The organism is Vreelandella maris, from assembly GCF_013371085.1.
In the GTDB taxonomy this organism is placed as follows: domain Bacteria; phylum Pseudomonadota; class Gammaproteobacteria; order Pseudomonadales; family Halomonadaceae; genus Vreelandella; species Vreelandella maris.
Genome location: NZ_JABWCV010000006.1, coordinates 62,519 through 88,519 on the forward strand (window position 1 = coordinate 62,519; position 26,001 = coordinate 88,519).

Annotated in this window: 28 protein-coding genes; 19 read left to right on the forward strand and 9 right to left on the reverse strand. The window is 52.4% G+C overall.

The genetic code is table 11. The features are described from left to right. Positions 1-74 precede the first annotated feature (74 nt). The gene (mnmE, locus tag HUO07_RS06595; RefSeq protein WP_176302911.1) at positions 75-1,445 is read left to right on the forward strand and encodes a tRNA uridine-5-carboxymethylaminomethyl(34) synthesis GTPase MnmE; all 1,371 of its coding nucleotides are present in this window, start codon (positions 75-77) and stop codon (positions 1,443-1,445) included. Positions 1,446-1,475: 30 nt separating this feature from the next. Here the strand turns inward: mnmE and HUO07_RS06600 are convergent, their stop codons facing one another. The 4 genes from HUO07_RS06600 to rdgB form a co-directional block, all read right to left on the reverse strand. Further along, complete coding sequence (locus HUO07_RS06600) at positions 1,476-2,321, reverse strand: 23S rRNA (adenine(2030)-N(6))-methyltransferase RlmJ (RefSeq protein ID WP_176302912.1); 846 nt, start codon at positions 2,319-2,321, stop codon at positions 1,476-1,478. Between the two features lie 88 nt (positions 2,322-2,409). Continuing rightward, positions 2,410-3,084, reverse strand: coding sequence for a YiaD family glycine zipper/OmpA-like lipoprotein (locus tag HUO07_RS06605; protein WP_101145079.1), 675 nt, complete (start codon positions 3,082-3,084; stop codon positions 2,410-2,412). Between the two features lie 37 nt (positions 3,085-3,121). Then, positions 3,122-4,330, reverse strand: coding sequence for a radical SAM family heme chaperone HemW (gene hemW / locus HUO07_RS06610; RefSeq protein WP_176302913.1), 1,209 nt, complete (start codon positions 4,328-4,330; stop codon positions 3,122-3,124). After that, on the reverse strand, positions 4,323-4,931 hold the full coding sequence (rdgB, locus tag HUO07_RS06615; protein WP_176302914.1) for an RdgB/HAM1 family non-canonical purine NTP pyrophosphatase: 609 nt from the start codon (positions 4,929-4,931) through the stop codon (positions 4,323-4,325). The genes hemW and rdgB overlap by 8 nt, the downstream gene beginning before the upstream one ends. 280 nt (positions 4,932-5,211) lie before the next feature. Between rdgB and HUO07_RS06620 the strand changes: the two genes are divergently transcribed. The 8 genes from HUO07_RS06620 (at position 5,212) to HUO07_RS06655 (ending at position 11,263) form a co-directional block, all read left to right on the forward strand. After that, the gene (locus tag HUO07_RS06620; RefSeq protein ID WP_176302915.1) at positions 5,212-5,904 is read left to right on the forward strand and encodes a response regulator transcription factor; all 693 of its coding nucleotides are present in this window, start codon (positions 5,212-5,214) and stop codon (positions 5,902-5,904) included. A gap of 23 nt (positions 5,905-5,927) precedes the next feature. Then, the gene (locus HUO07_RS06625; RefSeq protein WP_176302916.1) at positions 5,928-6,449 is read left to right on the forward strand and encodes a CsgE family curli-type amyloid fiber assembly protein; all 522 of its coding nucleotides are present in this window, start codon (positions 5,928-5,930) and stop codon (positions 6,447-6,449) included. Then, a complete protein-coding gene (locus tag HUO07_RS06630) occupies positions 6,449-6,871 on the forward strand; it encodes a curli assembly protein CsgF (RefSeq protein ID WP_176302917.1) in 423 nt (140 codons plus the stop codon). The genes HUO07_RS06625 and HUO07_RS06630 overlap by 1 nt, the downstream gene beginning before the upstream one ends. A 55-nt stretch (positions 6,872-6,926) precedes the next feature. After that, a complete protein-coding gene (locus HUO07_RS06635) occupies positions 6,927-7,757 on the forward strand; it encodes a CsgG/HfaB family protein (RefSeq protein ID WP_176302918.1) in 831 nt (276 codons plus the stop codon). A 331-nt stretch (positions 7,758-8,088) separates the two neighbouring features. After that, a complete protein-coding gene (locus HUO07_RS22130; protein WP_176302919.1) occupies positions 8,089-8,634 on the forward strand; it encodes a hypothetical protein in 546 nt (181 codons plus the stop codon). A gap of 56 nt (positions 8,635-8,690) precedes the next feature. After that, positions 8,691-9,632, forward strand: a complete 942-nt coding sequence (locus HUO07_RS06645) for a hypothetical protein (protein ID WP_176302920.1) — start codon at positions 8,691-8,693, stop codon at positions 9,630-9,632. A 281-nt stretch (positions 9,633-9,913) separates the two neighbouring features. Next, a complete protein-coding gene (locus tag HUO07_RS06650) occupies positions 9,914-10,483 on the forward strand; it encodes a hypothetical protein (protein ID WP_176302921.1) in 570 nt (189 codons plus the stop codon). Between the two features lie 57 nt (positions 10,484-10,540). Next, positions 10,541-11,263, forward strand: a complete 723-nt coding sequence (locus HUO07_RS06655; protein WP_176302922.1) for a hypothetical protein — start codon at positions 10,541-10,543, stop codon at positions 11,261-11,263. 49 nt (positions 11,264-11,312) lie between these two features. Here the strand turns inward: HUO07_RS06655 and HUO07_RS06660 are convergent, their stop codons facing one another. The 5 genes from HUO07_RS06660 to HUO07_RS06680 all read right to left on the reverse strand — a co-directional run bounded on the left by HUO07_RS06660 (position 11,313) and on the right by HUO07_RS06680 (position 16,168). Further along, positions 11,313-11,678, reverse strand: a complete 366-nt coding sequence (locus HUO07_RS06660; RefSeq protein WP_246286525.1) for a hypothetical protein — start codon at positions 11,676-11,678, stop codon at positions 11,313-11,315. A 73-nt stretch (positions 11,679-11,751) separates the two neighbouring features. After that, the gene (gene hemL, locus HUO07_RS06665; protein WP_176302923.1) at positions 11,752-13,032 is read right to left on the reverse strand and encodes a glutamate-1-semialdehyde 2,1-aminomutase; all 1,281 of its coding nucleotides are present in this window, start codon (positions 13,030-13,032) and stop codon (positions 11,752-11,754) included. A gap of 35 nt (positions 13,033-13,067) precedes the next feature. Next, positions 13,068-13,877, reverse strand: coding sequence for a bifunctional hydroxymethylpyrimidine kinase/phosphomethylpyrimidine kinase (thiD, locus tag HUO07_RS06670; RefSeq protein ID WP_176302924.1), 810 nt, complete (start codon positions 13,875-13,877; stop codon positions 13,068-13,070). Beyond that, positions 13,877-14,308: a protoporphyrinogen oxidase HemJ gene (hemJ, locus tag HUO07_RS06675; protein ID WP_176302925.1), complete on the reverse strand. Its 432-nt coding sequence runs from the start codon at positions 14,306-14,308 to the stop codon at positions 13,877-13,879. The genes thiD and hemJ overlap by 1 nt, the downstream gene beginning before the upstream one ends. A gap of 18 nt (positions 14,309-14,326) precedes the next feature. Further along, positions 14,327-16,168: a chloride channel protein gene (locus HUO07_RS06680; protein WP_176302926.1), complete on the reverse strand. Its 1,842-nt coding sequence runs from the start codon at positions 16,166-16,168 to the stop codon at positions 14,327-14,329. A 153-nt stretch (positions 16,169-16,321) separates the two neighbouring features. On the opposite strand from HUO07_RS06680, the gene argC reads away from it, so the two are divergent. The 10 genes from argC (at position 16,322) to HUO07_RS06730 (ending at position 26,001) form a co-directional block, all read left to right on the forward strand. Further along, a complete protein-coding gene (gene argC, locus HUO07_RS06685) occupies positions 16,322-17,356 on the forward strand; it encodes an N-acetyl-gamma-glutamyl-phosphate reductase (protein ID WP_176302927.1) in 1,035 nt (344 codons plus the stop codon). A gap of 217 nt (positions 17,357-17,573) precedes the next feature. Continuing rightward, entirely contained in the window at positions 17,574-17,927 is a 354-nt protein-coding gene (erpA, locus tag HUO07_RS06690) for an iron-sulfur cluster insertion protein ErpA (protein WP_008959085.1), read from the forward strand. Between the two features lie 148 nt (positions 17,928-18,075). Then, on the forward strand, positions 18,076-18,852 hold the full coding sequence (locus tag HUO07_RS06695) for a transporter substrate-binding domain-containing protein (protein ID WP_176302928.1): 777 nt from the start codon (positions 18,076-18,078) through the stop codon (positions 18,850-18,852). A 118-nt stretch (positions 18,853-18,970) separates the two neighbouring features. Beyond that, a complete protein-coding gene (locus HUO07_RS06700) occupies positions 18,971-19,642 on the forward strand; it encodes an amino acid ABC transporter permease (protein ID WP_007112208.1) in 672 nt (223 codons plus the stop codon). Between the two features lie 23 nt (positions 19,643-19,665). Continuing rightward, positions 19,666-20,424, forward strand: a complete 759-nt coding sequence (locus HUO07_RS06705; RefSeq protein ID WP_008959083.1) for an amino acid ABC transporter ATP-binding protein — start codon at positions 19,666-19,668, stop codon at positions 20,422-20,424. A gap of 591 nt (positions 20,425-21,015) precedes the next feature. Then, positions 21,016-22,920, forward strand: a complete 1,905-nt coding sequence (mnmG, locus tag HUO07_RS06710; protein WP_176302930.1) for a tRNA uridine-5-carboxymethylaminomethyl(34) synthesis enzyme MnmG — start codon at positions 21,016-21,018, stop codon at positions 22,918-22,920. Next, entirely contained in the window at positions 22,917-23,576 is a 660-nt protein-coding gene (gene rsmG / locus HUO07_RS06715) for a 16S rRNA (guanine(527)-N(7))-methyltransferase RsmG (RefSeq protein ID WP_176302931.1), read from the forward strand. The genes mnmG and rsmG overlap by 4 nt, the downstream gene beginning before the upstream one ends. 27 nt (positions 23,577-23,603) lie before the next feature. Next, positions 23,604-24,371: a ParA family protein gene (locus HUO07_RS06720; RefSeq protein ID WP_101145095.1), complete on the forward strand. Its 768-nt coding sequence runs from the start codon at positions 23,604-23,606 to the stop codon at positions 24,369-24,371. Between the two features lie 61 nt (positions 24,372-24,432). Beyond that, positions 24,433-25,362, forward strand: a complete 930-nt coding sequence (locus HUO07_RS06725; RefSeq protein WP_176302932.1) for a ParB/RepB/Spo0J family partition protein — start codon at positions 24,433-24,435, stop codon at positions 25,360-25,362. 243 nt (positions 25,363-25,605) lie between these two features. Continuing rightward, positions 25,606-26,001: an ATP synthase subunit I gene (locus tag HUO07_RS06730; protein ID WP_176302933.1), complete on the forward strand. Its 396-nt coding sequence runs from the start codon at positions 25,606-25,608 to the stop codon at positions 25,999-26,001.

Below are 26,001 nucleotides of genomic sequence, written 5' to 3' on the forward strand. Positions count from 1 at the left end.
CCCGCCCAGTGCGGGGGTCTGGCGTTTTAAAGACGACAAACTCACACTGTACGCATCCATTAAAGAGGCTCGCCATGGTTGAACGACTTTATACTCAGGATACGATTACCGCATTGGCTACCCCTCCTGGACGCGGTGGTGTTGGTATCATTCGCGTCTCAGGGCCTGCCTGCCGCGCTATCGCCGAGGCCATGCTCGGTCACTGCCCCTCACCGCGTTACGCCCACTACGGCCCCTTCCAGGGCGCTGACAGCATTATTGATGAAGGCCTCGCCCTGTTCTTCAATGGGCCCCATTCGTTTACCGGTGAGGACGTCCTGGAATTACAGGGCCACGGCGGCCCCATTATTATGGATATGCTGTTGGAGCGCAGTGTGGCTCTCGGCGCACGTCTAGCGCGCCCTGGCGAGTTTTCTGAACGGGCTTTTCTCAACGACAAACTTGATCTGGCCCAGGCAGAAGCTATCGCCGATCTGATCGATGCCACTTCCCGTTCAGCGGCCGAAAATGCCGTGCGCTCGCTCCAGGGGGAGTTTTCGAAGCGCGTGTCAGCGTTGGTGCAGCGGCTGATCGAGCTACGTGTTTACGTTGAAGCGGCGATTGATTTCCCTGAAGAGGAGATCGACTTTCTTGCCGACGGCCATGTGGCTGAGCACTTGAACAATGTTCAGCAAACGTTAATCGACGTGCGCCAGGCAGCAGGCCAAGGCGCTCTGATGCGTGAAGGAATGAGCGTAGTCATTGCCGGGCGGCCCAATGCGGGTAAGTCGAGCCTGCTGAATGCGCTGACCGAACAAGATACCGCCATTGTGACGGATATCGCAGGCACGACCCGGGACGTACTCCGTGAGCATATCCATATCAACGGTATGCCGCTGCATATCATCGACACCGCCGGACTGCGCGATACACCCGATGCTGTTGAGAAGATCGGTGTAGCACGCGCCTGGGCCGAGATAGAGAAAGCTGATCGCGTACTGCTGTTAGTGGATGCCAGCACGACCGCCTCGACCGACCCCATGGCCATCTGGCCCGAGTTTGTCGCTCGCCTGCCCGATCAGAAGCGCTTGACGTTAGTACGCAATAAGATTGATACCAGTGCTGAACCGCCTGGATTAGATTTATCCACAACGCCGCCCACCGTACGTTTATCCGCTAAAACGGGCGAGGGTGTGGATAACTTAAAAGCACATTTAAAAGATGTCATGGGCTTTGCCGCCACCACCGAGGGTCGCTTCTCCGCTCGTCGGCGGCATTTAGATGCCTTAGATCGTGCTATGGCAGCCCTTGATACAGGCCGCACTCAGCTTGATGGCTACGGCGCAGGCGAGCTGTTAGCGGAAGATCTGCGCGACGCCCAACAGGCATTGGGCGAAATCACCGGTGAATTCAGCGCCGATGATTTATTGGGCGAGATTTTCGGCAGTTTCTGCATCGGTAAATAAGAGAACTGCTCTTTACTCTCGTTACCAACACTACTCTCCCACCCACCAATCCGCCTGATAGCGACTAGAAGAACCTAGTAACGGGGTAATTTCAGCCATTGCTGCGGCTAGTCGTTCATCCAAACCCCAGGGTGGGTTAATCACCAACATACCGCTGCCAAACATACCGTGAACCTGCTCACCGGATTCACGCAGCAGCAGTTCGCTGCGCCATATTTTGCGCTGACCGCTCTCTTGCAAGGCATCTAATAGCGTGTGATGGTGGCCAGCAGGTAGCAGCGGATACCAGATCAATACTACGGCATGGCGCGCTTTCTCCAGCGTATAAGCGACGGTATCGGCTACTTCCAGGTATTCCACTTTGCGCTCATAGCTGGGGTCGATGAGCACAGATAGCCGTGGCGTTATCGCGGGCAACATAGCCTCCAGCCCCGCCAGTCCATCGCCAAACACACGCTGGGCGTTAGCTGGCAACTCCTGGGTAGAAAGTTGCTCGTGCTCGCCGGGGTGCAGCTCAAACAGCCGCAGTTGGTCCTGCTCACGCAACGAATGACTCAGCCACCAGGGAGAGCCTGGGTAGTGCGTCAGGGTTGCTGAGGAGCCTTGAGCAGAGGCTATCGCTGCTTGCCACTCTATCAGCAACGGATCGTTTAGCTCATTGCGGGCTTGCCACAGCGGCCCTATGCCTTCGCGATACTCTTGCAAGCGTTGTGTCTCTTGCGCATTAAGGGGATAGAGCCCTCGTCCCGCATGAGTATCGATATATGTAATAGCCGTTTTTTTACGTAATAAATAATCAATCACCGCGTAAAGTGTCAGATGTTTATGCACATCCGCAAAATTACCGGCATGGTAGGCATGTTGATAGGACAGCATGGAGACTCATCAGAAAGTGAATAAAAAAGCCCGCTATGTGAGCATAGCGGGCTTTAGTCGGCAACAGCCAGGTTAATTCAAGAACGTATTAACCTTGACCATTACCGGTAGGGGTTAGGGTAATTTCAACGCGACGGTTCTGGGCACGACCCTGCTCATTGTCATTACTGGCCACTGGCTGAGTAGCGCCATAGCCCGAGGTATTAAGACGCGTGGACGAAACGCCATTCTGGGTGAGGTAGCTCGATACGGCTTGAGCGCGACGCTCGGAGAGACGCTGGTTGTAGCTAGCATCGCCGGTGCTATCGGAGTGGCCTGCGATACTAACGCGGGTGTCTTGGTACTGAGTAAGAACATTAGCGACTTCATTAAGAGAGCCGCGCGCTTCGCTGGTCAGCTCAGCAGAATCAAAGCCAAAGGTAACGCCACTGGGCATATTGAGCACGATATCGTCGCCACGGCGATCAATCTCAATGCGCGATCCTTGCAAGTTTTCACGCAGTTGCTGCTCTTGGCGATCCATGTAAACACCAATGCCAGCACCGGCTGCCGCACCGACAGCCGCACCAATCAGTGCACGGTCACGGCGGCTAGTACTACCGTCGCCAGACAGCGCACCGGCAGCGGCACCCACAGCAGCACCAATACCAGAGCCCATCGCGGTGCTGGAGCGCTGCGTTTGGCCACCGTAAGGGTCCGATGTGGCGCAACCTGCTAATAAAATAGCGGCTGCCAGCGGTGTCAGTAGTCGAGAAATACGCATCGCTCACTCCTTGTTTGTCTTCGGGGTATCTTTTTATTCATCGCTGGTCACTTTTCACTGAGCTTTCATCACAGATAGATGCCAGCAACTCATTCAAGAATAATAGACCTTGAGGCGATGCACGCAGTTTTTCAGGCATTTGCATCAAAAGTCCTTTTTTCTCGGCGGATTGTAAACGCGCTAGTAACATAGCATCGGACTGACCTGTATGGGTACGCCATGTATTCAGCGTAACTCCTTCGGTGAGTCGCAGTGCGTTCATGGCAAACTCCAGTGGTAACTCATCGACACTTATAAGCTGTTTGCCCGCGACGAAGCCGCGCAGGTCATTCATACGCTTTAAATAAGCATCCGGCTGGCGTGTCTTCCAGCGCCGTTCAATACACCATTCACCGCTTTGATCAATGTAGCTAAGCTTGCCATGAGCTCCAGCGCCAATCCCGAGATAGTCGCCAAACTGCCAATAGTTAAGGTTATGCCGACTCTGATGACCAATGTGTGCGTAGGCCGAAATCTCGTAGCGCTTAAACCCTGCCTGCTCCAAAAGCTGGTGCCCGCTATCCTGTATATCCCAGAGCGACTCCTCCTCAGGCAATATCGGCGGGTGGGAGTGAAAGGCGGTATTTGGCTCTAGCGTAAGCTGGTACCAAGAGAGGTGCTCGGGCGCCAATGCGAGCGCTTGCTCAATATCATCCATCGCCAGTTGAGGCGTCTGCTCAGGCAAGCCATGCATAAGATCAACGTTAATATTGGTAAAGCCCGCCTGGCGCGCCTGCGTTACAGCGGTGACCGCTTCTTGCCCGCTATGAATACGCCCAAGTGCGTGTAACTGAGCAGGCTGAAAGCTTTGAATACCGAGCGAGAGACGATTAATCCCGGCTTCTCGATAGCCAATGAAACGCTGCTGCTCGGTGGTGCCAGGATTAGCCTCTAAGGTAATTTCGATAGGGTTGGCAAAAGGCAAACGCGCTTCAATTTCAGTGAGTAACCGCGCGTAAAATGCTGGCGAAAGCAGGCTGGGCGTCCCCCCCCCGATAAAGATGGTTTGAATCTCGCGCCCTGCGGCTAATGCCAGATCGCCGTCTAAATCTTGTAACAGCGCATCAAGGTAGGCCGCTTCGGGTAAATCCCGAGGCGTAAAACCATGAGTGTCCGGTTCGTGAGAGTTGAAATCACAGTAGGGGCATTTACGCACACACCATGGTGTATGGATATAAAGAGAAAGCGGCGGCAGCGTATCAACCATGTGCCACCTTCAATAACCCTACCAATCCTTGCAGTGCCCTACCTCTATGGCTGAGACGATTTTTACTCTCATTGGGCAGCTCGGCAACGCTCATACCCTGTTCTGGCAGCCAAAACAGTGGGTCATAACCAAACCCTTCCTTACCCCGCGGATGCGCCAGTATTTCGCCCTCCCAACTGCGCTGCACAATGATCGGCACTGGATCTTCAGGATGACGTAAATATACCAGCACGCACCAATAACGCCCGCTTCGCTGGCCTTCCACGCAGTCACTCAGCGCTTCTAACAACGTTTGATTGTTTTTCTCATCACTTTTAGGTTCGCCACCGTAACGCGCCGAGTAAATACCCGGCGCGCCATGCAGAGCGTCCACTTCCAGTCCTGAGTCATCTGCCAATGCAGGTAAACCACTGATTAAGCTCGCTTCACGGGCTTTCAACAGCGCATTCTCTACGAATGTCAGGCCGGTCTCTTCAACCTCATTAACGCCAAAATCCGCCTGAGGGCGAACATCAAAGCCCAAAGGCGAGAGTAATTGATTGAATTCTCTTAATTTCCCCGTGTTTCCACTGGCAAGAACAAGGGTATTAACAGCGATCATGACACGCCCTCCAAGCTTTGGAGCATCAGTTTACGCGCTCACTGAACGTATCAAAAGCAGCCATTACGTTACTAATTGTATATCTCTAATATTTCTTTAAAAACCTTTATATAAAAATAAATACTTGTTTTTTATGAATTTAATTTATTTATATAAAATTATTAGGCGCATATTTTAATTTTTTTACCATATTTTTAATAACATAACTTTACGAAAGTTATCTTATAGTCAACACTGCAAGAGTTACCTACTCACTCTTTCTCACCATGAGGGCTACCCAATGCCGCAGGAAAAGGCTACCAACACGGTATTTGTCGTTACCGAAAAAAGCCCACAATCACAACTATTTGCGGAATATCTGGGGACTCATACCGAGTGCCATGTGCATATTCAATCGCCCCACGAAAAGGTCATTGCACCGTCTGCGGGTGACACCTTACTGCTCATCGATAGCGATCACATTGGCGTTGATACCCTGCCGGAATGGCAGCATCAGTTACCCGAGACGCTCAGCAACTCGCCATTGGCCGCGTTTAACATCCGCGACATGGATCACGCGCTTGAAGCCTTGTCCTGCGCACAGTTGAAAGGCGTGTTCTATCGCCACGAGAGCCTAGATGTCATTTGTAAGGGTATTCATGCGCTGCTGGAAGGCGAGCTGTGGATGTCCCGTGAACTTATGACGCGGCTGATCCTGTTCTATCGCAAATATCAGAACAACGCCTTCCGCCCCGCCTGCGGTCTCACTAACCGAGAAATGGAAATCATCTCGCTTCTTAGTGCCGGGGCTTCGAACCATCAAATCGCCGAAAAACTGTTCCTCAGTGAGCACACCGTCAAGTCTCACCTGTACAACATTTTCCGCAAAATCAACGTACACAACCGTATTCAGGCATTGAACTGGATTCATCAGAATCTAGGGCCAATTCTGCCCAACCTCGAAACCGCACGAAGCCTACAACGCCATCGATAGCGTCTAATAAGAGTGAACTGGTTATGGCACCGCTACGTTACTGTCAACACGCCCTAACGGGGTTACTTATATGGATGGGGCTATCACTGGCGTTAGCCAATGAACCTGGCGCCACAAATGAACCCAAAGCCGCCGACGAGCAGGAAGCCGTGGACGCCATCAATCAATTATCAAGTCCTGATGGGCCTGCGATTCAAGAACAAAGTAGCTCCAGCAGCGAGCTCACCGGCGTATTGGTCGACCGCACTATCACCATGGCAGGTAAAACCTTCTATCGTGCCTTTAGCCAGCGGGCCATGGGAAACATGATCATTGGCAACGCCACCATCACTATTCAGGAACGCCCGGACGCCCGATGGGGAAGCCAGCTTTGGATCATGCAGGGTAATCAGATGTATTTCCGTACACAGCTCTCTCCGCGCATCAGTGAAGCTGACCGTGCCGCGGAGGAAGCTGTACAAACCGTGGAAGAAGCACTACTGCGTCAACAATTGAACTCAGCGCTATCTTCCGACAAAGACTTGGGAAGAGAGGAGTTACGATAATGAAAACACAGGCCATTCGCACCGCAGGTATAGGCTCAGCGCTACTAGCCGGGCTGTTAACGCTACAGGCCCATGCAGGAGATCTCGTCTACGAACCCATCAACCCGTCATTCGGCGGCGACCCTTTTACGGGAAGTTATCTACTAGGCAAAGCACAAGCCCAAGATACCAACACCGACCCTAATTCTCGTCGCTCAGAGCCGTTGTCATCCACTGCACGCTTGGTCCAGAGCCTGGAAAGCCGACTCATTTCACAGCTTATCAGTGATGTAGGAAGCGGTGATGTGGGAGAAGGCAGCTTCGATAGTGACGAGTTTGGTGTGGTCGTCAGGGATGAAGGGGGGCAGCTTACGGTACGGGTCGTGGACAAGCTAACTGGCGATGTCACCAATATTAACGTAGGTGGTTTATTCAACCCTTGAACTGCACCGATACACTCAATCAAAAAAATTAGACGCTATAAACAAGGGGACACTCATGAGAATTGTTATCGTTGCAATGCTGGCGCTTTGGCTAAGTGGCTGTGCCGGTACCATTGCCACCTCGGAAAATCTGGAAGGCGCTCCCGCAACGCTCACACCGCGAGGCGCGACCTACCAAGACCTTGTATCGCTGCCACCACCTGCAGGACGCATCTTTGTCTCGGTGTATGACTTCAGAGACCAAACAGGCCAATACCGCCCGGCACCGGCCAGCACATTTTCGACAGCGGTAACGCAAGGGGCAGCGGCCATGTTGACCGGCGCGCTGGCAGACTCAGGGTGGTTCATCCCCTTGGAACGGGTGGGGCTTCAGAATCTACTGACCGAGCGGCGCATCATCCGTGCGGAATTCGAACGCTTTGGTCAACCGGATACCTTACCCTCGTTACGCGCGGCTTCCGTCATGCTGGAAGGCGGTATCATCGCCTATGAATCCAATATACGTACCGGGGGGGCTGGCGCAGAATACTTCGGTATTGGAGCCTCAGGGGAGTACCAGGTTGATCAGGTCACGGTAAATCTGAGGGCGGTGGAGATTTCCTCGGGCGAGGTATTGGCGAATGTCACCACGACGAAAACCATCTATTCCAAAGAATTGCGGGCTGGTGTCTACCGTTTTATCGACTTCAGCCGGTTGCTTGAGCTTGAAGCGGGGGTTACCACCAATGAACCCGTACAAATGGCCGTCATGTCGGCTGTCGATGCTTCAGTTATCCATTTGATCGCAAAAGGGGTAGAAAATCGGTTATGGAACCTGCCCAACGATGTCAACTTCAATGAAACCATTTTGGCGGACTACCTGAACGCCCCCATCCCCCAGCTGTAGATCGCCGATCCAACAAGACCAGGCAATCTCAAGCCGAAAGGTCATGCTTATGCATGACCTTTTTTTATGGATAAAAATCCTTTTTTCAGCTAAGCGTTTGGTCCTTAAGCAAATTTATGATTTCAACAAATAAGTCTTTTCTTTATTTGATATCCCTATCATAAAAAACAATTAAAAATTATAACCAGAAACTCCACTCCTTTTTTTAATTTAAAACAGTGGTTTTTAAATTATTAAACTCTAAAAATTTCTTATGGCATAAAAAGTTCAATGAGCCAAACTCCACTCATGTAAAAAAAGAAACAAAACATATTTTTAATGGAGCTATTGCGTGGACAGCTATTACAGTTATTACTTATTAAAAAATATTAAGGTAATTAAGCGATCTATTATAGCGGCTAGTTGTTTTATGATACTTTCTCCTATCAGTGCTAACGAAACAGAACAAGCACTGATAGACAACGCGAGGGTAACGCAATACATCGAACAAACAAGAAATCAGTTTGGTGGTGACGATATAAATACGAGTGTCATCAAGCAGGTTGGTAATGATAATACGGCCAGCATAATGCAGTCACAGTCAGCCAGTTATCAAGCGGGAAACTTTGCCTTCATCTATCAGCAAGGTAGCGAAAACTACGGCGCTATCTCTCAGCATGGCAGTAAGCATTCTGCCGCTATCTGGCAAGAAGGAAACAGCCATAAAGCCACAATCAATCAGCAAAACCCCAATATTGCATTAAACGCCGATATCCGTCAGTTCGGCAGTTCAAGCGATATCTATATTTCACAATCGGGGAATGGCCAGCAACGCATCAGCATCGAACAAGAAGCGTATTCGGGCACTGCACCGCCGGTCATCGTCGAAACCCACTGAGCAGCATTCGGCTAGCTCAGTGACCACAAAGCAAGTGAATCAAAAGGGGAAATACCATGAAACTGCAACTTACCGCAATCGCCGCCGCTGTCGCTCTCACTGTCTCTTTTTCAGCCAGTGCTGCAAGCAACCCAGTCACCGAAACGACAAATTTGAATGATGTACAGTGGGGCGTGGACAATAGAAGTAATGGAAATACTTACACACAAGATAATACTGCATGGACAACTAATGATCTTTTAACAGACAATGATTTTCCAACTGCTAGGTTTTCATTTACTCCAGGAAACCTTCCAGACTCAAACGCATCGGGACAGAATATAGAAGCTACTACTCAAACCGGCACTGGCAACAGCGCTAGTACGGTACAAACCAACACCGATAACGAATCAAGCATCGATCAAAACGGCAATCTACACTTTGCAGATACTGATCAGCAAGGTGAAGGAAGCTACTCTCGAGTAAATCAACATCTAGGCGAAGGAGGTGTGGTTAATACGCTACAAACTGGCAATGACCACCGTTCTGCGGTCGACCAATTAGGCAATTCATTTAACGGTGCTGATATTTATCAGGAAGGAAGTAATAACGCATCATATGTTCTTCAAGGTACACAGCCAGGGGGAGCAGATCATAATTCCGCATATGTAACCCAAGCTGGAGGTGGCAATAAAAGTTACATAGGGCAAACCCATGGAGATCACAACATAGCTTCGGCTACTCAAAATGGCACTGATGGCACCAGTTATATTATTCAAATGGGTGGTAGTAACGAGGCAACCCTCATTCAAAATATGAATGCTGATCAAAACGAATCCTACATTTTGCAGGATAACCAGGGGTTTTTAGCAGTTGGTGGACATTATGCAAAAGTGACACAAGGCGGAGGATCTAGCAACATAGCCACAGTGACTCAGCTTGGCCAAGCTAGTGCAAACGCCCACTCAACCGTTAATCAATCAGGTGGTTCAAATCAAGCTTCAGTTCTTCAGTATTAGTTTGTATAAAAAACTAAAATTATTAATCTTGACCGCCCCCTTCGGGGGCGGTTTTTTATTTTTTCTTCTTTCATTCCCAAATCCATTTATCAATGAAAGCACGATCATAGCCAATACACACCACACTAGGTATTAAAAATCTCATCATTTTATGGTTTTAAAAAATGGCATTTTTAATACAGAATTTCAGTTTAAAGCACCATGGTAATGCCCTCGATTCTCTCCATACTTAACTCAACAAATGGTTACATGAATACACATTCAAGAACGAGATTGCAGCCATGTATGTCAACCGATACCACCAAAATAATGCAAAGCGCAAAAATGTCGCGAACGTTTCCTCAGCCTTGACGCTTTTAACGCTTGGTTGGTTGGTCATGGCATTCTCCGTTTCTGCCTCTGCACAAGAAAGCCAAATTGATAGAGAGACAGCACAAACGTATATCACGGAAGGCGATATTCAGTTGAGCGCTGAAGAAGAAGCATTTTCTCAAAGCGAATCCAATGTGGCATTGATCAGACAAATTGGTGATGGAAATACCAACACCATTAATCAAAACGTCAGCCGCCAAGGTGGCGCTAACCTGGCTTCGATTAACCAAGACGGTAACTATAACGACGCCTCTATTATTCAAGATGGCTCAAATAATACCGGGTTGATAAGTCAGCTTGGTGACCGACATAAAGCAGAGATTATACAAGATGGTAATCGTCTCGAGTCTCAAATTATCCAGAACGGTCAAAACAGTAACGTCAGTATTTCGCATTCGGGGAGTGGCTCCTACGGCATTAGCATTGAACAGCAAGCGTTTTCAGGCAATGCACGCTCGGTCACCGTCGAAACTTACTGAGCAACATGGGTTGCTTCAGTAATAACTAAAGCAAGTATATCGTAAAGGGGAAACACCATGAAACTGCAATTAACTACTATCGCTGCCGCTGTTGCCATCGCTTTAAGTTCTGCAAGCTTTGCTCAAACAACGCCAAGCACAACCTTTAACGGCAGTATCAATACCATTGATACCATGGCTGGATATACAAAAGGCAGCGGTGCTGGCAGTGATTCCTACATCACACAAACAGCTGGCAGCGATGACAACGTAAACAACGTGACCCAATGGGGAACTCAGTACTCACGAATTACACAAACCGGAGACCGTAACCGAGTAACGGTTGTTCAGGATGACGAAGTTGGTGTTGCGAAGGTGTCACCTGGATTCAATGAGTCAATTGTCCGGCAAGAAGGTAACGATAACAAAGTTAAACTCAACCAACTGGGTGAGTATAATGATTCATGGATCAAGCAGGATGGAAGCGATAACGACTCTTTAGTCGAGCAAGATGGCAACCTTAATGATAGCTATATTTCCTCAGTAGGAAATGGAAATATAGACCGTGTTTACCAAGGCGGTAATGAACTGGATAGTCATATCCTGACTGATGGAAATCGTAACGTTACTAAAATCACACAAACAGGAGAAGGCCACGATTCGTTTGTGCGCACCGTCGGAAATGACAACCGTCAAATTGTCAGTCAGTCAGGTGTTGGTGGGCTAAGCAATGGTCAACACTTCAGCCAAATTTTGACCACTGGTAGCGGTAATGCTAATACTGTTTATCAAGGCTACTAATTAGAAGCCTTGCCTAGACAACCGCCCCTTTTCAGGGGCGGTTTTTTTGTTAACGAATCAATACCGTCAGCGTGCCACCCTTGCCCTGAGTGGACGACCGCGAGCGGTTAGTGCCTTTTTGAATATCCACTTCCAGGCGATCACCGTCGCTCAGCAGCGTTACCGTGCCGTCAAGTGCTTCGCCCTCATAGCTGAATTCAGCCGGTACGCGGCCATTTTTCTCGACGTGTTCGGTGGTTTTACCCTCGTGGGTCACTTTCCAATGGGCGGAAAACGCAGCGCCCTGTGTGCCTTCCATGGTGATGCGGATTTGAGACATCGATGCCTCCTGTTGCGACTGTGCATTAATCGACGGATGAAAGGTTAGCCCTATGGCGAATAGCGCGGCGCCTGGCCACATTAAGCGTCGTTTCATGATGGCCCCCTACAAAAAGAGCCGCTGGTTGTCAGCGGCTCTTAGAGTATAGCGGGATTTCCGTTACTTGCTGTTACATGGAAGCAAAGGCTTTTTCCGCGGCGTCCAGGGTGACCTGAATATCTTCCGGCGTATGGGCGCTGGACATGAAGCCGGCCTCGAATGCCGATGGCGCCAGATAGACGCCGTGGTCGAGCATGGCACCGAAGAAGCGGCGAAACGCTTCCGGGTCACAGGCGGTGGCCTGAGCAAAGTTATCCACACGGCGTTGGCCAGTGAAAAACACCCCAAACATGCCGCCGGCCGACTGGGTCATCATCGGGATGTTGGCCGCGTTCGCGCGTTCCTGCAGACCGTTGCACAGCGTTTCTACGCGTTGTGCCAAGGCATCGTGGAAGCCGGGCACTTGAAGCTTGGTCAGCAGCGCAATCCCCGCGGCCATGGCCAGCGGGTTGCCCGAAAGGGTGCCCGCCTGATAGATCGGCCCCATCGGCGAGATGTTCTGCATGATCTCGCGTTTGCCACCAAAGGCACCCACCGGCATGCCGCCGCCGACAATCTTGCCCAGGCAGGTGAGGTCGGGGATCACGCCGTAGTGGGCCTGAGCACCGCCAAGCGCCACCCGGAAGCCGGTCATCACTTCATCAAAAATCAGCACGCTATCGTGCTCATTGCACACCCGGCGCAGAGTTTCCAGAAAGCCCGACTGCGGAGGGATGCAGTTCATGTTGCCGGCCACCGGCTCAACGATGATACAGGCGATCTCGTCGCCCATTTCTTCGAAGCATTCCTCGACGCCTTCGGGGTCGTTATACGACAGCGTAATGGTATGCGCCGCCAGCGATGCAGGTACGCCCGGCGAGCTGGGTTCGCCGTGGGTCAAGGCGCCAGACCCCGCTTTGACCAGCAACGAATCAGAGTGGCCGTGGTAATTACCTTCAAACTTGACGATTTTGTCGCGCCCTGTCGCCCCACGCGCCAGCCGGATCGCCGACATGGTCGCCTCGGTGCCGGAGCTGGTCATACGCACCATTTCCATCGACGGAATCATCTCGCAGATCAGATCCGCCATGGTGGTTTCGACCGCCGTGGGCGTGCCAAACGACAGGCCGTTGTCCAGCCGCGCGCGCACTGCGGCCAGTACGTCCTGATCCGCATGGCCAGTAATCATGGGGCCCCACGAGCCCACATAGTCGACGTAGCGCTTGCCTTCTACGTCGAACAGATAGGCGCCCTGAGCGCGTTCCATGAATACCGGCGGGCGGTGAAGCCCTTTAAAGGCGCGCACCGGCGAGTTTACGCCGCCCGGAATATGGCGGCTGGCAAGTTCAAACAGTTCTGCGGAAGTCGTCATGGCATCCTCTTCATTAATCGCATGGCATCATAAGGTCAAAAACGTGAAGTGCGCGGGGAACGATGTGGCAAACACTGCCCACTGGGCGGCTGATAGCCGTGTGACAGGCTTTGCCAGGTAAAGTGCTGCGCCTGCTCACAAGCAGTTGGTAAGCGCTCACCAACTGCAAGACGTGCAGTAAGCGCCGATGCCAGCGTGCAGCCAGAACCATGAAAGCGTTCGGGCAAACGTGGCCACTGCCACTGGCGGGTGGTATCCGGCGAGTGCAACGTATTCACTACCTGCTGGTCGTTGCCCGGCAGCGGCTCATCTGTAGCGGTTACCAGGATTGCTTGGCACCCCTGTGACATCAGTACCACCGCGCGAGCGGTATCATCAAAAGGAGTAATGATATCGGGGGTAAGTTGGGCCAACTCAGCGCGATTGGGGGTTAAGATATCCACAAGCGGTAGCAAGCGATCAATAAACAGTTGCCGTAAACCGGGTGTGGATAACTCAGTTCCGCCACCGGCTTTAAAGACCGGATCCGCTACCACGGGAATACCGGGAAAGCGGCGAATGATTTGCTCCGCGGCGCGCAGCGTAGCTTCGTCAGCGAGTAGACCAATCTTAATCGCCGCGATCTGCATCTCGCTAATTGCCTCGGCCATTTGGCGCATCGCGGTCGGCTCAGCAGGAATCACGCGGGTCACATTATGACAATTCTGTACCGTCAGCGCAGTGGGGATCGTGACCGCCCAACCACCACAGGCCGCAATGGCTTCACTGTCGGCAATTAACCCTGCGCCACCCGTCGGGTCATGCCCGGCGAGTACCAACACCACGGGGGAAAGCGGTTGACGCATCAAAAGGGCTTCACAACGGCAAGCAGAATAATCGCCACCAGCGCAATCACCGGCGCTTCGTTAAACCAGCGGAAAAACACATGACCTTTGGTACAGCGATCTTGGGCAAACTGCTTCAAATAGATCAAACAAACGTGATGATAGGCGATCAATGCCGCCACTAACGCCAGCTTGGCGTGCATCCAACCCTGGCTAAACCATTCGGGCACCAAGAAGAGCATCCCGCCGCCGAAGAGCAGCACCAAGATCATCGATGGCGTCATAATGCCGCGATAAAGCTTACGCTCCATGGTTTTGAAATACGTTATTGCTTGATGATCACCGTTATCACGCGCCGTTGCGTGGTACACATACAGACGCGGTAAATAGAACAGTGCCGCAAACCAGGTCACCACGGCCATTAAGTGAATAGCCTTCACCCATAGGTACATTGTTGCTCCTTAAAATGGTCAATCCTTTTCGCGTGGCTCATTCGCTCGTAAATCATGCTCTCGTAAATAATTATCGCGAGGGTCAGCGCCACGGGGATCTGTATAGTGATAATAACGCTCAATGGCGCCACGAGTGATAATACCTGAAATACGCTGCTGTTTAGGGCGGTAACCGTGCACCACATAGAGTGCCCCCAGCGCGTTATCCTGTAGCTTCAAAAAAGCCTCGGAAAGCGTTGCTTGCAAGCCAATCGGTGCCAATTCCAAACGCTGCCCAGGAATTTCCAGCAGATCAATCAATTCATCCTCGGGCGGTTCTTTACCCTGCAACGCTTCATCGTGTTCAAGTAACCAACGCGCCAGTTCAGCGGCTTTGAGTGCCAGTACCGGTTTTTCCTCACTGGAGCGCTCAATCACCAACCACACCGGGTTTGTTTCCAGCAGGTGGCGCGCCTGGTCAGGGGTTATCATCCGCTCAGTACGCACCAATTGACGCTCCATCACCGCCGGCACCGAAACCCGTGAAAGCGCTTGCATCAACGGCTGCTGAAGCGGATGCAGCCCATAACGCACCGTGCTGATAAAGAACCCTTCACAGCCGGTTAACTGCCGTGACGTCAAACACGCAACCACCACCGCCAGCATTCCAGGAAGCATGATACTCGGCGTATGGGTTAACTCCAAAAGCGTCATCAGCGCCGCAAGAGGAGCTTGCAGAACGGCCCCCATCATTGCCGCCATACCTAGCATGGCGTAAATCCCCGGGTCAGCGGCTTTGTCTGGCCACATCCAGCCTCCCAGCATTCCAAACAGCGCGCCTGTAGCCGCTCCCACCACCAGCACCGGGCCAATAATGCCGATGGGCACACCGCCAGCAACGGTCAGCGCCGTTAGCAGTAGTTTGGCAATCATCAGCGCCAGCAGTACTTTAATTTCCAACTGATTATTGAGCGCTGCCGCCACGCTGTCATAACCGATGCCCTGCACCTGGGGGAACCACCAGGCAACGGCGCCAGTCGCCACTCCGACCAATCCAAGACGTACCCAAAGCGGCCAGTCCATAATTCGCTGACTGCGGGAAATATGGATAAAGAGACCCGCTAGCAAGCCAATCACCAACCCCGTCAGCACGATCCACGGAAGATTGATCAACGACCCCAGAGCCACTTCGGGAATGCGAAACGCTGGTTCATTACCGTAAGCCAACTGCGCCACCAGCGCACCCATGGTGGAGGCCAGGATGACGGGCATAAAGCTCATCAATGTATACTCCATCATCACCACTTCCATGGCGAAGATCACCCCGGCAATCGGCGTATTAAAGGAAGCGGAAATGGCGGCTGCAGTGCCACAGGCCACCAGCACTCTTAGGCTGTTATTGGGTAAGCGAATCTGCTGGCCGAGACCACTGGCCGCTGCGGCTCCCAAGTGAATCGCCGGCCCCTCACGACCTGCAGAGAGGCCACCTAACACCACCACCACCCCGACCCACCACTGATTCAACCAGTTACGCAGCGGAAAACGCCCTTGGTGATAGGTGAGTCGCTCAATCACATGACCCACGCCCAGTTTGCGCGCTGACGGTTTTTGCCGATACAACAGCACGCCCACTAACGTCACCGCCAGCATGGGTAGCAGCGCACGTAACCAGGGCGTCATATTTTCAAACGCCTCTGGGTCGCCCTCCGCCATATAGAACGTGGCCCCTGCTTCCAACAGCAGCCGAAACGCCACCATCACCGCACCGGTAATAATCCCCGAGACAAGGCCCAGCAAGCAGAGTTGCGGCAAGGCGTCGACGTTGGCCAACTGACGACGAAAACTTTCTAAGGTAAAATCCGATCTGGAAAAACGCGCCACAGCGACCTGCCTTGTTTTGGTCTTCTTAATGTTCTTATCTATCTACCCTCTTGTGTATCATAGCCCGATACACTTCGACAGCCCGCAGCAATCCGCTTAGGCTGTAAAACTGTTTCATTAAAAACGTTTGGCGCAATCCGCAAGGAGTGATTTGTGATTAAGGTCGGCATTGTTGGCGGTACCGGTTATACCGGCGTTGAATTACTGCGGCTACTTGCCCAGCATCCCCACGTCGAGGTAGCCGCGATTACTTCGCGCTCGGAAACAGGCGTCAAGGTGTGCGATATGTACCCCAACCTGCGCGGCCATTACGACACGCTAGCGTTTAGCGAGCCGGATGCCAAACAGCTGGGGGCCATGGATGCGGTATTTTTTGCCACACCCCACGGCGTTGCCCACACCCTAGCAGGTGAGCTGCTCGAAAATGGCACTCGGGTAATTGATCTGTCGGCCGACTTCCGGCTGCGCGATGCCTACGAGTGGAGCCGCTGGTACGACCAGGCCCACGGCGCGCCGGAATTGTTGCAAGAGGCGGTATACGGCCTACCGGAAATGCATCGGGAAAAAATCAAAAACGCACGCTTAATTGCCGTGCCCGGCTGCTACCCCACGGCCGTTCAATTAGGCTATCTACCGCTGTTGGAAGCAGGTCTGATCGACCCAAGCCAACTGATTGCTGACTGTAAATCCGGGGTTACCGGGGCAGGCCGTGGCGCAAAAGTAGGGTCACTTCTCGCTGAAGCCAGCGAGTCGATGAAAGCCTACGGCGCCTCGGGCCACCGCCATCTACCCGAAATTAGCCAAGGGCTTAGGGATATTCAGCAATCCACGGTGGGTTTAACCTTTGTGCCCCACTTAACGCCGATGATCCGCGGCATTCACGCCACACTTTACGGCCAGCTCACCACTGAGCCCGGCGATCTGCAGGCTCTATTTGAGCAGCGCTACGCTAACGAACCCTTTGTCGATGTGATGCCTGCTGGAAGTCACCCAGAGACGCGCAGCGTCAAAGGCATCAATACCTGCCGCCTAGCAGTCCATCGCCCCGGCAATGGCAACACGGTCGTGGTGCTATCGGTGATCGATAACCTGGTCAAAGGTGCTTCGGGCCAAGCAATACAAAACCTCAACCTGATGTTTGGCTTTGACGAGAACACTGGGCTCACCGCCCCGGCCCTAATGCCTTAAATACCTCACCAAAATCAGCATGCAGAGGGCAGCTCAGAGAGGAGGTCATTTGCCAGGGATGGCAAATGTAGCGTCCATGGAAGGATTCACAGCGCCTCCTCGGCGAGCTGCCCTCTGCTTGATATACCAACACAATAGTTGACCAATTTGCTGGGAATTACCCATAATCACCCCCCAATGCCGATTTATTCGTTCTTTAAGCTCGCGGGAGGTACCCATGAGCGGTGCAGAAGCCTTTGTTCCAACCCCACTACTGCTCTCTGATAGCGCGCGCAAACGCATCAATGCGCTGATTGCAGAAGAGAATAACCCATCCCTGAAACTACGGGTCTACGTGACCGGCGGCGGCTGTTCAGGTTTTCAATACGGCTTCGACTTTGCTGACAATGTCGCCGACGATGACACTGTGATTGAGTTCGGTGAGGCCGCGCTGGTCGTCGACCCCCTCTCTTACCAGTATCTGGTGGGCTCCACGGTCGACTACGAGGAAGGCTTAGCGGGCGCGCGTTTTCGCGTTCAAAATCCCAATGCCACCACCACCTGCGGCTGCGGCGCTTCCTTTATGGTCTAAACAGCGTTGGCCCACGACGCTCCCCGTGACTTGACGCCCTGACGGTTTCTCGCCAAGGTTGATAGGTCAATAACGGCTAAAAAGGGTATTCGAACGCCATACATTGTTCGGAAACCCGCTACTAGCCACATAAAGCACGGGGAAACTTATGAAAGTAGCACTACCACTCAGCCTAACCAAAACCACACTCGCTCTCGCACTGGGATTGGGCAGCGCCACTGCCGCCATGGCCCAAACGCCATCGGTGAACGTGGCCACTGACCCAAGCTTTGTGCCGTTTGAAATGATGGATCAAGAGACCGGCGAAATGGTCGGCTTCGATATGGATATCATCAACGAAGTCGCCGAACGTGCAGGCTTTGAAGTCAACCTGACAACCATGGAATTCTCCGGCATCATTCCCGCCGTGCAAACGGGTAGTCAAGAGATAGCCATCGCCGGTACCACCATCACTGACGAGCGCTCTGAAGTCGTTGACTTCTCCGACCCCTACTACGATTCAGGTTTACGCATCATTGTCCGCGCCGATAACGACAGCGTCGAGACACTAGAAGACCTCCAAGACCTCGCCGTCGGTACCAAAATTGGTTCCACCAGTTATGACTACCTTCAGCAAGAACTCGGCGAAGATGCTGACATCACCCCTTTCCCAGGGACTGCCGACATGTACATGGCGCTGCTAGGCCGCAACGTCGACGCCGTGCTCTATGATGCCCCTAACGTCTCTTACTTCTCGCAAACTCGCGGTGAAGGCCGTACCAAGGTTGTTGGCCCTCTGTATGAAGGTCAGCAGTACGGCATCGTGTTCCACAAAGGCAGTGAGTGGGTAGAGCCGACTAACGAAGCGCTGGCCGCCATGCGCGAAGATGGCACCTACGATGAGATCTATACCAAGTGGTTTGGTGAAGCGCCTAGCGAAGAGTGAGTATAAAAGCTCTCTATTAGCGTAACGCTGTTACAGGGCCGGGTGGCCACAACCCCCGGCCCTGCTGCATTTCTCATGTGTTTTTTGTCATCTGCTTTTTTGTTTCAGGAGTCTACGCGTGGACGTCAATTTTCAGTTTGATTGGTCGGCAGCGTTTGGGTCTATCCCTTACCTGCTGCCGGGTATTCCCTGGACGCTGCTTATCTCGTTTGGCGGTCTCGCCATCGGATTCTTTATCGGAATATTCTTTGGCCTATTACGTATTAGCCGCCTGCGTTGGCTACGCTGGCCGGCCATCGTTTACGTCGAAGTATTTCGCGGCACGCCTATCCTGGTACAAGTACTGTTTATTTTTTACGGCTTGCCGCAACTATTAGGTAGCCCAATTAACGCGCTGGTCGCCGGTATTGCTGCGATCGCGGTTAATTCCGGTGCTTACATTTCAGAAATTGTGCGCGGCGGTGTGCAATCAATTGAACGCGGCCAGGGTGAAGCATCACTCTCCCTAGGGCTCTCCCGCACTCAAGCATTTCGCTACGTTATCTGGCCCCAGGCGTTTCGGCGCATGATTCCTCCCCTCGGTAACCAGGGCATCATCAGCATCAAAGACACCTCACTGTTTTCAGTGATAGGCGTCGGTGAGCTAGTGCGTCAGGGGCAGATCTATATCGCCACCACCTTTACGGCGCTTGAGGTCTACTTCATGGTCGCCCTGATGTACCTGGCAATCACCTGGACTCTCTCCATCATCCTGCGTCAACTCGAGCGCAGAGGCCTGGCCGGACAATAAGGACACGCGCAATGAGCGAGACAATGAGCAACACAACGCAACCAATTGTGCGTATGCAGCAGCTCAATAAACACTTTGGCAGTCTGCACGTACTCAACGATATTGATCTGACGATTGTGCCTGGTGAAGTGGTGGTGATTATCGGTGCCAGTGGCTCAGGCAAATCCACACTAATTCGCTGTATTAACGGCTTGGAAGAGTTTCAGTCCGGCAGTCTGGTGGTCGACAGCAACGAACTATTACCGCACGGCAAGAGCACTAAAGCGCTGCAAACCATCCGTACCGAAGTGGGTATGGTGTTTCAGCAATTCAATCTCTTTCCCCATCTCAGCGTGATCGATAATGTCACTCTGGCGCCGATGAAAGTGCGTGGTTTAAGCCGTGACGACGCAGTCAGCAACGCCAAACGCTTGCTTGACCGGGTAGGTATCGCCGACCAGGCCGACAAGTACCCCAGCCAGCTCTCAGGCGGTCAACAGCAGCGCGTCGCACTCGCCCGCGCCCTGGCGATGGAACCCCGCCTGATGCTGTTTGACGAGCCCACATCGGCGCTTGACCCGGAAATGATCGGCGAAGTGCTGGATGCCATGCGCGAGCTGGCCAAAGAGGGCATGACCATGGTGATTGTCACCCATGAAATGGGCTTTGCCCGCGAGGTCGCCGACCGGGTGATTTTTATCCATAAAGGCGAGATTACAGAGCAGGGCCACCCTGAAAAACTGTTCGATTCTCCTCAACACGAACGTACTCAATCCTTCCTTGCTCGCGTACTCAAACATTAAATTGAGCCCTTTTTACGCGTTAAAATAACCGCTAATTTGCTCTGAATTACGCTTTTTTACTGGCCTGTCGACACGACAGGCCATTTTTTTGCCTGTGGATAAACTTTTTTTACATTGATCGGTTTTATCTCCGTAAGGCCTACCATGTACGTCGCTTAGCGTTAGCTCCACATTGATCGGTGGTTGTTCACAGGTGCGGTAACAACCCAGGTACTGGCCGGTGGATAAGCCGTGCTTTATTGAAACTGTGGATAAAGCACTATTCCATCCACAGGCTTAGCACCCCTTCTACCCAGGCACTCCCGCCTTCAAACATGTAGAAGTCAACAATATAAGAGCATGAAATTATTAAGAATAAATCGCTTATGCACAGAAATTGTCCACACTAGTAATTACAACATTTACAGAACTTCTCTTATTTTATATTTATGTTGTTATTAATAACGGAGGGTTGGTGATTTGGGATGTGGAAAAACCTGACGGTTACCCACAGGGGGTTTATACTTGCCGGCTCATTGATCTAAGGTGGCCATGTTTGAGAACTGCACTGGCCACATCATCCGTGCCGAAAGGCGCAAGACGAGGTGCCTCTTGAATTATCCCGACCGCTTTGACGTGATTGTCATCGGCGGTGGCCATGCGGGAACTGAAGCCGCATTGGCCTCTGCTCGTATGGGCTGTCAGACCCTGCTGCTCACCCACAACATCGAAACCCTGGGCCAAATGTCGTGTAACCCCGCGATTGGCGGCATCGGCAAAAGCCATTTGGTTAAGGAAATCGATGCGCTGGGCGGCGCCATGGGGCTTGCCACGGATTTAGGTGGCATCCAGTTTCGCGTGCTCAATGCCCGCAAAGGGCCTGCCGTTCGGGCAACCCGTGCCCAGGCTGACCGCATCCGCTATAAATCCGCTATCCGCGGTATGCTGGAAAACCAGCCCAACTTGACGATCTTCCAGCAGGCTGCTGGTGATCTCATTGTGGATAACGACACCGTGCGTGGCGTTGTCACGGAAACCGGTATTCGCTTCCATGCTGAAAGTGTCGTGCTGTGTACCGGCACATTTTTGGGTGGTGTGATTCACATTGGCTTGGATCAAAGCAAGGGTGGTCGAGCAGGTGATCCGCCTTCCAACGCACTGGCCGAACGGCTGCGTGCGCTGCCATTTCGTGTCGATCGGCTGAAAACCGGCACACCGCCGCGTATTAATGCCAAAACCGTGGATTTTTCCCAGTTGGAAGAACAACCCGGTGACAGCCCTACACCGGTCATGTCCTACATGGGGTCACGGGAAATGCACCCTCGGCAGGTGAGTTGCCACATTGCTCACACCAATCAGCAAACCCACGATCTGATTCTGGCGAACCTTGATCGCTCGCCGATGTACTCCGGTGTGATCGAAGGAATTGGGCCGCGTTATTGCCCATCGATCGAAGACAAGGTTCATCGCTTTGCCGATAAATCCAGCCATCAGGTGTTCATCGAACCCGAAGGCCTGGATACCCACGAGCTTTACCCCAACGGTATCTCGACCTCGCTGCCGTTTGACGTGCAGATTCAAGTCGTGCGTACGATCAAAGGCCTGGAAAATGCCCATATCACCCGGCCTGGCTATGCTATCGAGTACGACTTTTTTGATCCGCGAGACTTAAAACACTCGCTGGAAACAAAATTTATCCACAACCTGTTTTTCGCTGGTCAGATTAACGGCACCACTGGTTACGAAGAAGCCGGTGCTCAAGGTTTGCTAGCAGGCTTGAATGCCGCACGCCGCGCTCAAGAGCTAGACGCTTGGTATCCCCGCCGCGATGAAGCCTATCTCGGCGTACTGGTCGACGACCTGATCACCATGGGTACCAAAGAGCCGTACCGCATGTTTACCTCGCGGGCGGAATACCGCTTGCTGCTGCGTGAAGACAATGCAGATTTGCGCTTAACCGAAGCTGGCCGCGAATTAGGCCTCGTCAATGACGAACGCTGGGCCGCGTTTAGTCAAAAGCGCGAAGCCATTGAGCAAGAGAGCGCACGTCTGGACACCATTTGGATCCAGCCAGGTAGCCCGGCTGCGGCACAGGTGGCGGAAACTACCGGTGCGGTGCTCACGCGTGAATATCGTCTGAGTGACTTGCTTAAACGTCCTGAGCTGAACTATAGCGATTTGGCCAATCTACCCGGCATCGAAGGCACGCTGGTTACCGATCCAGCGGTTGCCGAACAGGTGCAAATCCAGGCCAAGTATCAAGGCTATATTGATCGCCAGCAGGATGAGATTGACAAGCTAAAACGCCATGAAGGAACGGTGCTGCCTGCCGAGCTGGACTATTTGAAAATAGAGGGGCTATCCATCGAAATTCGCCAAAAGCTGGCTGAAGCACGGCCGGAAACGCTTGCTCATGCGGCGCGTATCTCGGGTGTCACGCCAGCGGCTGTGTCTATTTTGCTGGTGCATCTGAAAAAGCGCCGGTTAGTCGCCGCGGCAGAGGTAGTTAACGGATGAGTTCGTTGAACCCACTGTTAAAAACTCTGCCTGCAAGCGTTGCGCTACGTCTCGACCAAGGGCTTAGCCAGTTGGCTATCAGCGTTGACGACCATCAGCGCGAGCAACTGCTAGGCTTATTGGCACTGTTGCACAAGTGGAACCGGGCTTATAACCTCACAGCGGTGCGCGATGTAGACGAAATGGTGTCGCGCCATGTGCTGGACAGCGCCGTAGTACTGCCCTATGTGCAAGGGCCGCGGCTGTTGGATGTGGGGGCGGGCCCAGGTTTACCCGGTTTAGTGTTGGCTATTTTGGCCCCCCAACTAGACGTCACGTTGCTGGACAGCAATGGCAAAAAAGTCCGTTTTCAGCGCCAAGCGGTAATGGAGCTTGGTCTTAAAAACGTAACGCCTGTTCAGGCGCGGGTAGAGCAGTTTCAAGCCGCCACGTTTGATCAGGTGATTTCGAGAGCGTTTGCCAGCTTGGTGGATTTTGTCACCTTGACTCGCCAGTTACCGAGTGCCGATGGTCAATGGCTGGCCATGAAAGGACCGGGCGCTGACGATGAGTTACGCGAATTGCCTGCCGGTATTTGTTTACATAAGCGTCACCTGCTGGAAGTGCCTTTTGAAACGGCCCAGCGGCAGTTATTAATCTTGAAAGCTGAATGTTGATTCTGACCCCAGGAAGGAGTTGAGTAAGTGAGCCAGATCATTGCCCTGACCAACCAAAAAGGCGGTGTGGGCAAGACCACCTCAGCCGTTAACCTGGCGGCTAGCCTCGCTGGACTCGATCGTCGCGTGCTGCTGGTGGATCTTGACCCTCAAGGCCATGCCAGCATGGGCAGCGGCATCGATAAATACGAGCTCGACAAAAGCGTGCTGGATGTACTGCTAGGTGAAGCAACGGCTGCTGAGACCATCGTTAAAGACCTGGCGGTAAAGTATGACGTTCTGCCGGGTAACGGTGATCTCACTGCCGCCGAAGTCGAGCTATTGGATCGCGAGAAAAGTGAAAGCTGCTTAACCACCGCGCTTGCCTCGGTCTCCAGTGAGTACGATGTGGTGCTTATTGACTGCCCACCCTCGTTGAACATGCTCACCGTGAATGCGTTAACGGCTTCTGATAGCGTATTGATCCCTCTACAGTGTGAATTCTATGCCCTGGAAGGGTTATCAGCACTGCTCGATACCGTTGAACAGATTAAGCAAAATGTGAATCCTGACCTAGCGATTGCAGGTATTTTGCGCACCATGTACGACAAGCGCACCAGCTTAACGCGGGAAGTGGATAAGCAACTGCGTGACTACTTTGGCGACATGCTGTTAAAAACCACCATACCCCGCAACGTAAAAGTTGCCGAAGCACCAAGTCACGGGTTACCCGTGACGCAATATGCCCGGTTCTCCCGGGGTAGCCAGGCCTATCGTGTGTTGGCGAAAGAGATGATTCGTCGTCTTTCACTATAACCACTCTTCACTTCAACTCTTCAATTCAAAAAAGGGGCGCTGAAAAAATGAGGGAAAGCGAATGACGCGTAAACCCGCGCTGGGACGTGGCCTGGATGCTCTGATTGGTGCCGGTGCCCGTCGCCGTGACAGCCTAGAACTTGCAGGTAGCGGCACCCCGTTGGAGCTTTCTGACGCCGCGCGTAGCGCCGCGGCTGAAGATGTTACCGAAGATCGCCTTGAGCGCCTCCCGTTAGGACAACTAACGCGGGGTAAATATCAGCCGCGCCGCGATATTCAGCCTGAAGCGTTAGAAGAGCTGGCAGATTCTATTCGCGCCCAGGGCGTTATGCAGCCTATCGTGGTGCGCCCGATCGGCGTCGACCGCTACGAAATTATTGCCGGTGAGCGCCGCTGGCGTGCCGCACAGCTGGCTGAGCTGGACGTTATTCCGGCCGTTATTCGCGATGTCAGCGATGAAGTCGCTTTGGCACTGGCGTTAATCGAAAACATTCAGCGTGAAAATCTAAACGCTATTGAAGAAGCCATGGCACTCAAGCGCCTTGGTGAAGAGTTCGAGCTTACTCAGCAGCAAATAGCCGACGCGGTGGGTAAATCGCGCACTCAAGTGGCTAATCTGCTGCGCCTGCTGGCGCTAGATCCCGAAGTACAAACCCTGCTTGAACGTGGCGATTTGGATATGGGCCATGCGCGGGCGTTGCTAACGTTAAATAGCGCCCAGCAGCGGCAAGTGGCCCATGAAGTGGTCAATAACGACATGACCGTTCGGGCAACCGAAGCGCTGGTGAAAAAAGTGCAGACCAGCCAAGCGCCCATCAAAACGCCTAGCCGTCCAAACAAACAGCCCGATGTGGCAAAACTGGAAACCCATCTTGGCGAGTTACTTGGCGCGCCCGTCTCTATTGATCATGGCCAAAAAGGCAAAGGTAAATTAACGATTCGCTATACCAGCCTGGAAGAATTGGATGGAATCTTAAATCATATTAAATAGCAGGCTATTCAATATCGCGTAAGAAGTAACCACGTTTTCCCTCTTTGGTCGCAAATCGACCCCTTAACGAGCAAAATCGGTGCGACTTCGGTTGAAGGTGTGATAGCGCTTCCCTATAATCGCGCAAGATTTGTGCAGGTTGCCTGTGATTGTCTAGGAATACGCTTGTCGAGATATAACGATTTTTATGTAAACGCTGGGTATTTTTTCAGAGCGCTATGTCAGAGAGCTATTTAGAAAGCTATGCAGCGATACGAAACCCAGCGGCGAAGAGCCTATATCGTTCGACTTACCATCGCGCAGTTGATCGTTACATTCGTGGGCATGTTGCTTGGCTACATACTCGGGCAAGCGGAAGGTTTGCTATCTGTATTGCTGGGAGCCTTAGTCGCGCTTTTGCCCCACGCGTTTTTTATTCAGCGAATGGGTATTTTTCACGCCAAGCGCCGAACACGAGGAGCTATTCACTTATTTCGTGCTGAAGCAGGCAAGTTTGGTTTGACGGTGGCACTGTTTGTTGCAGTGTTTGTAGTAGCGCCCCCCTCAAACCCCGCTTTATTTTTTTACGCTTACGTCGCGGTTGTTCTAACGCATTGGCTCACGCCCTGGTTAATGCCTAGAGATCGCACAACTAATTGA

Coding starts and splice junctions, on each gene's coding strand:
- hemW (WP_176302913.1), bottom strand. CDS start 4,330: ATGGTTGATACGCTGCCGCCGCTTTCTCTTTATATCCATACACCATGG.
- HUO07_RS06620 (WP_176302915.1), top strand. CDS start 5,212: ATGCCGCAGGAAAAGGCTACCAACACGGTATTTGTCGTTACCGAAAAA.
- HUO07_RS06645 (WP_176302920.1), top strand. CDS start 8,691: ATGAAACTGCAACTTACCGCAATCGCCGCCGCTGTCGCTCTCACTGTC.
- erpA (WP_008959085.1), top strand. CDS start 17,574: ATGAGCGGTGCAGAAGCCTTTGTTCCAACCCCACTACTGCTCTCTGAT.
- HUO07_RS06730 (WP_176302933.1), top strand. CDS start 25,606: ATGCAGCGATACGAAACCCAGCGGCGAAGAGCCTATATCGTTCGACTT.
- hemJ (WP_176302925.1), bottom strand. CDS start 14,308: ATGTACCTATGGGTGAAGGCTATTCACTTAATGGCCGTGGTGACCTGG.
- HUO07_RS06725 (WP_176302932.1), top strand. CDS start 24,433: ATGACGCGTAAACCCGCGCTGGGACGTGGCCTGGATGCTCTGATTGGT.
- HUO07_RS06625 (WP_176302916.1), top strand. CDS start 5,928: ATGGCACCGCTACGTTACTGTCAACACGCCCTAACGGGGTTACTTATA.
- thiD (WP_176302924.1), bottom strand. CDS start 13,877: ATGCGTCAACCGCTTTCCCCCGTGGTGTTGGTACTCGCCGGGCATGAC.
- HUO07_RS06630 (WP_176302917.1), top strand. CDS start 6,449: ATGAAAACACAGGCCATTCGCACCGCAGGTATAGGCTCAGCGCTACTA.
- rsmG (WP_176302931.1), top strand. CDS start 22,917: ATGAGTTCGTTGAACCCACTGTTAAAAACTCTGCCTGCAAGCGTTGCG.
- HUO07_RS06605 (WP_101145079.1), bottom strand. CDS start 3,084: ATGCGTATTTCTCGACTACTGACACCGCTGGCAGCCGCTATTTTATTA.
- HUO07_RS06695 (WP_176302928.1), top strand. CDS start 18,076: ATGAAAGTAGCACTACCACTCAGCCTAACCAAAACCACACTCGCTCTC.
- HUO07_RS06660 (WP_246286525.1), bottom strand. CDS start 11,678: ATGAAACGACGCTTAATGTGGCCAGGCGCCGCGCTATTCGCCATAGGG.
- HUO07_RS06635 (WP_176302918.1), top strand. CDS start 6,927: ATGAGAATTGTTATCGTTGCAATGCTGGCGCTTTGGCTAAGTGGCTGT.
- HUO07_RS06650 (WP_176302921.1), top strand. CDS start 9,914: ATGTATGTCAACCGATACCACCAAAATAATGCAAAGCGCAAAAATGTC.
- HUO07_RS06705 (WP_008959083.1), top strand. CDS start 19,666: ATGAGCAACACAACGCAACCAATTGTGCGTATGCAGCAGCTCAATAAA.
- HUO07_RS06655 (WP_176302922.1), top strand. CDS start 10,541: ATGAAACTGCAATTAACTACTATCGCTGCCGCTGTTGCCATCGCTTTA.
- mnmE (WP_176302911.1), top strand. CDS start 75: ATGGTTGAACGACTTTATACTCAGGATACGATTACCGCATTGGCTACC.
- hemL (WP_176302923.1), bottom strand. CDS start 13,032: ATGACGACTTCCGCAGAACTGTTTGAACTTGCCAGCCGCCATATTCCG.
- rdgB (WP_176302914.1), bottom strand. CDS start 4,931: ATGATCGCTGTTAATACCCTTGTTCTTGCCAGTGGAAACACGGGGAAA.
- HUO07_RS06600 (WP_176302912.1), bottom strand. CDS start 2,321: ATGCTGTCCTATCAACATGCCTACCATGCCGGTAATTTTGCGGATGTG.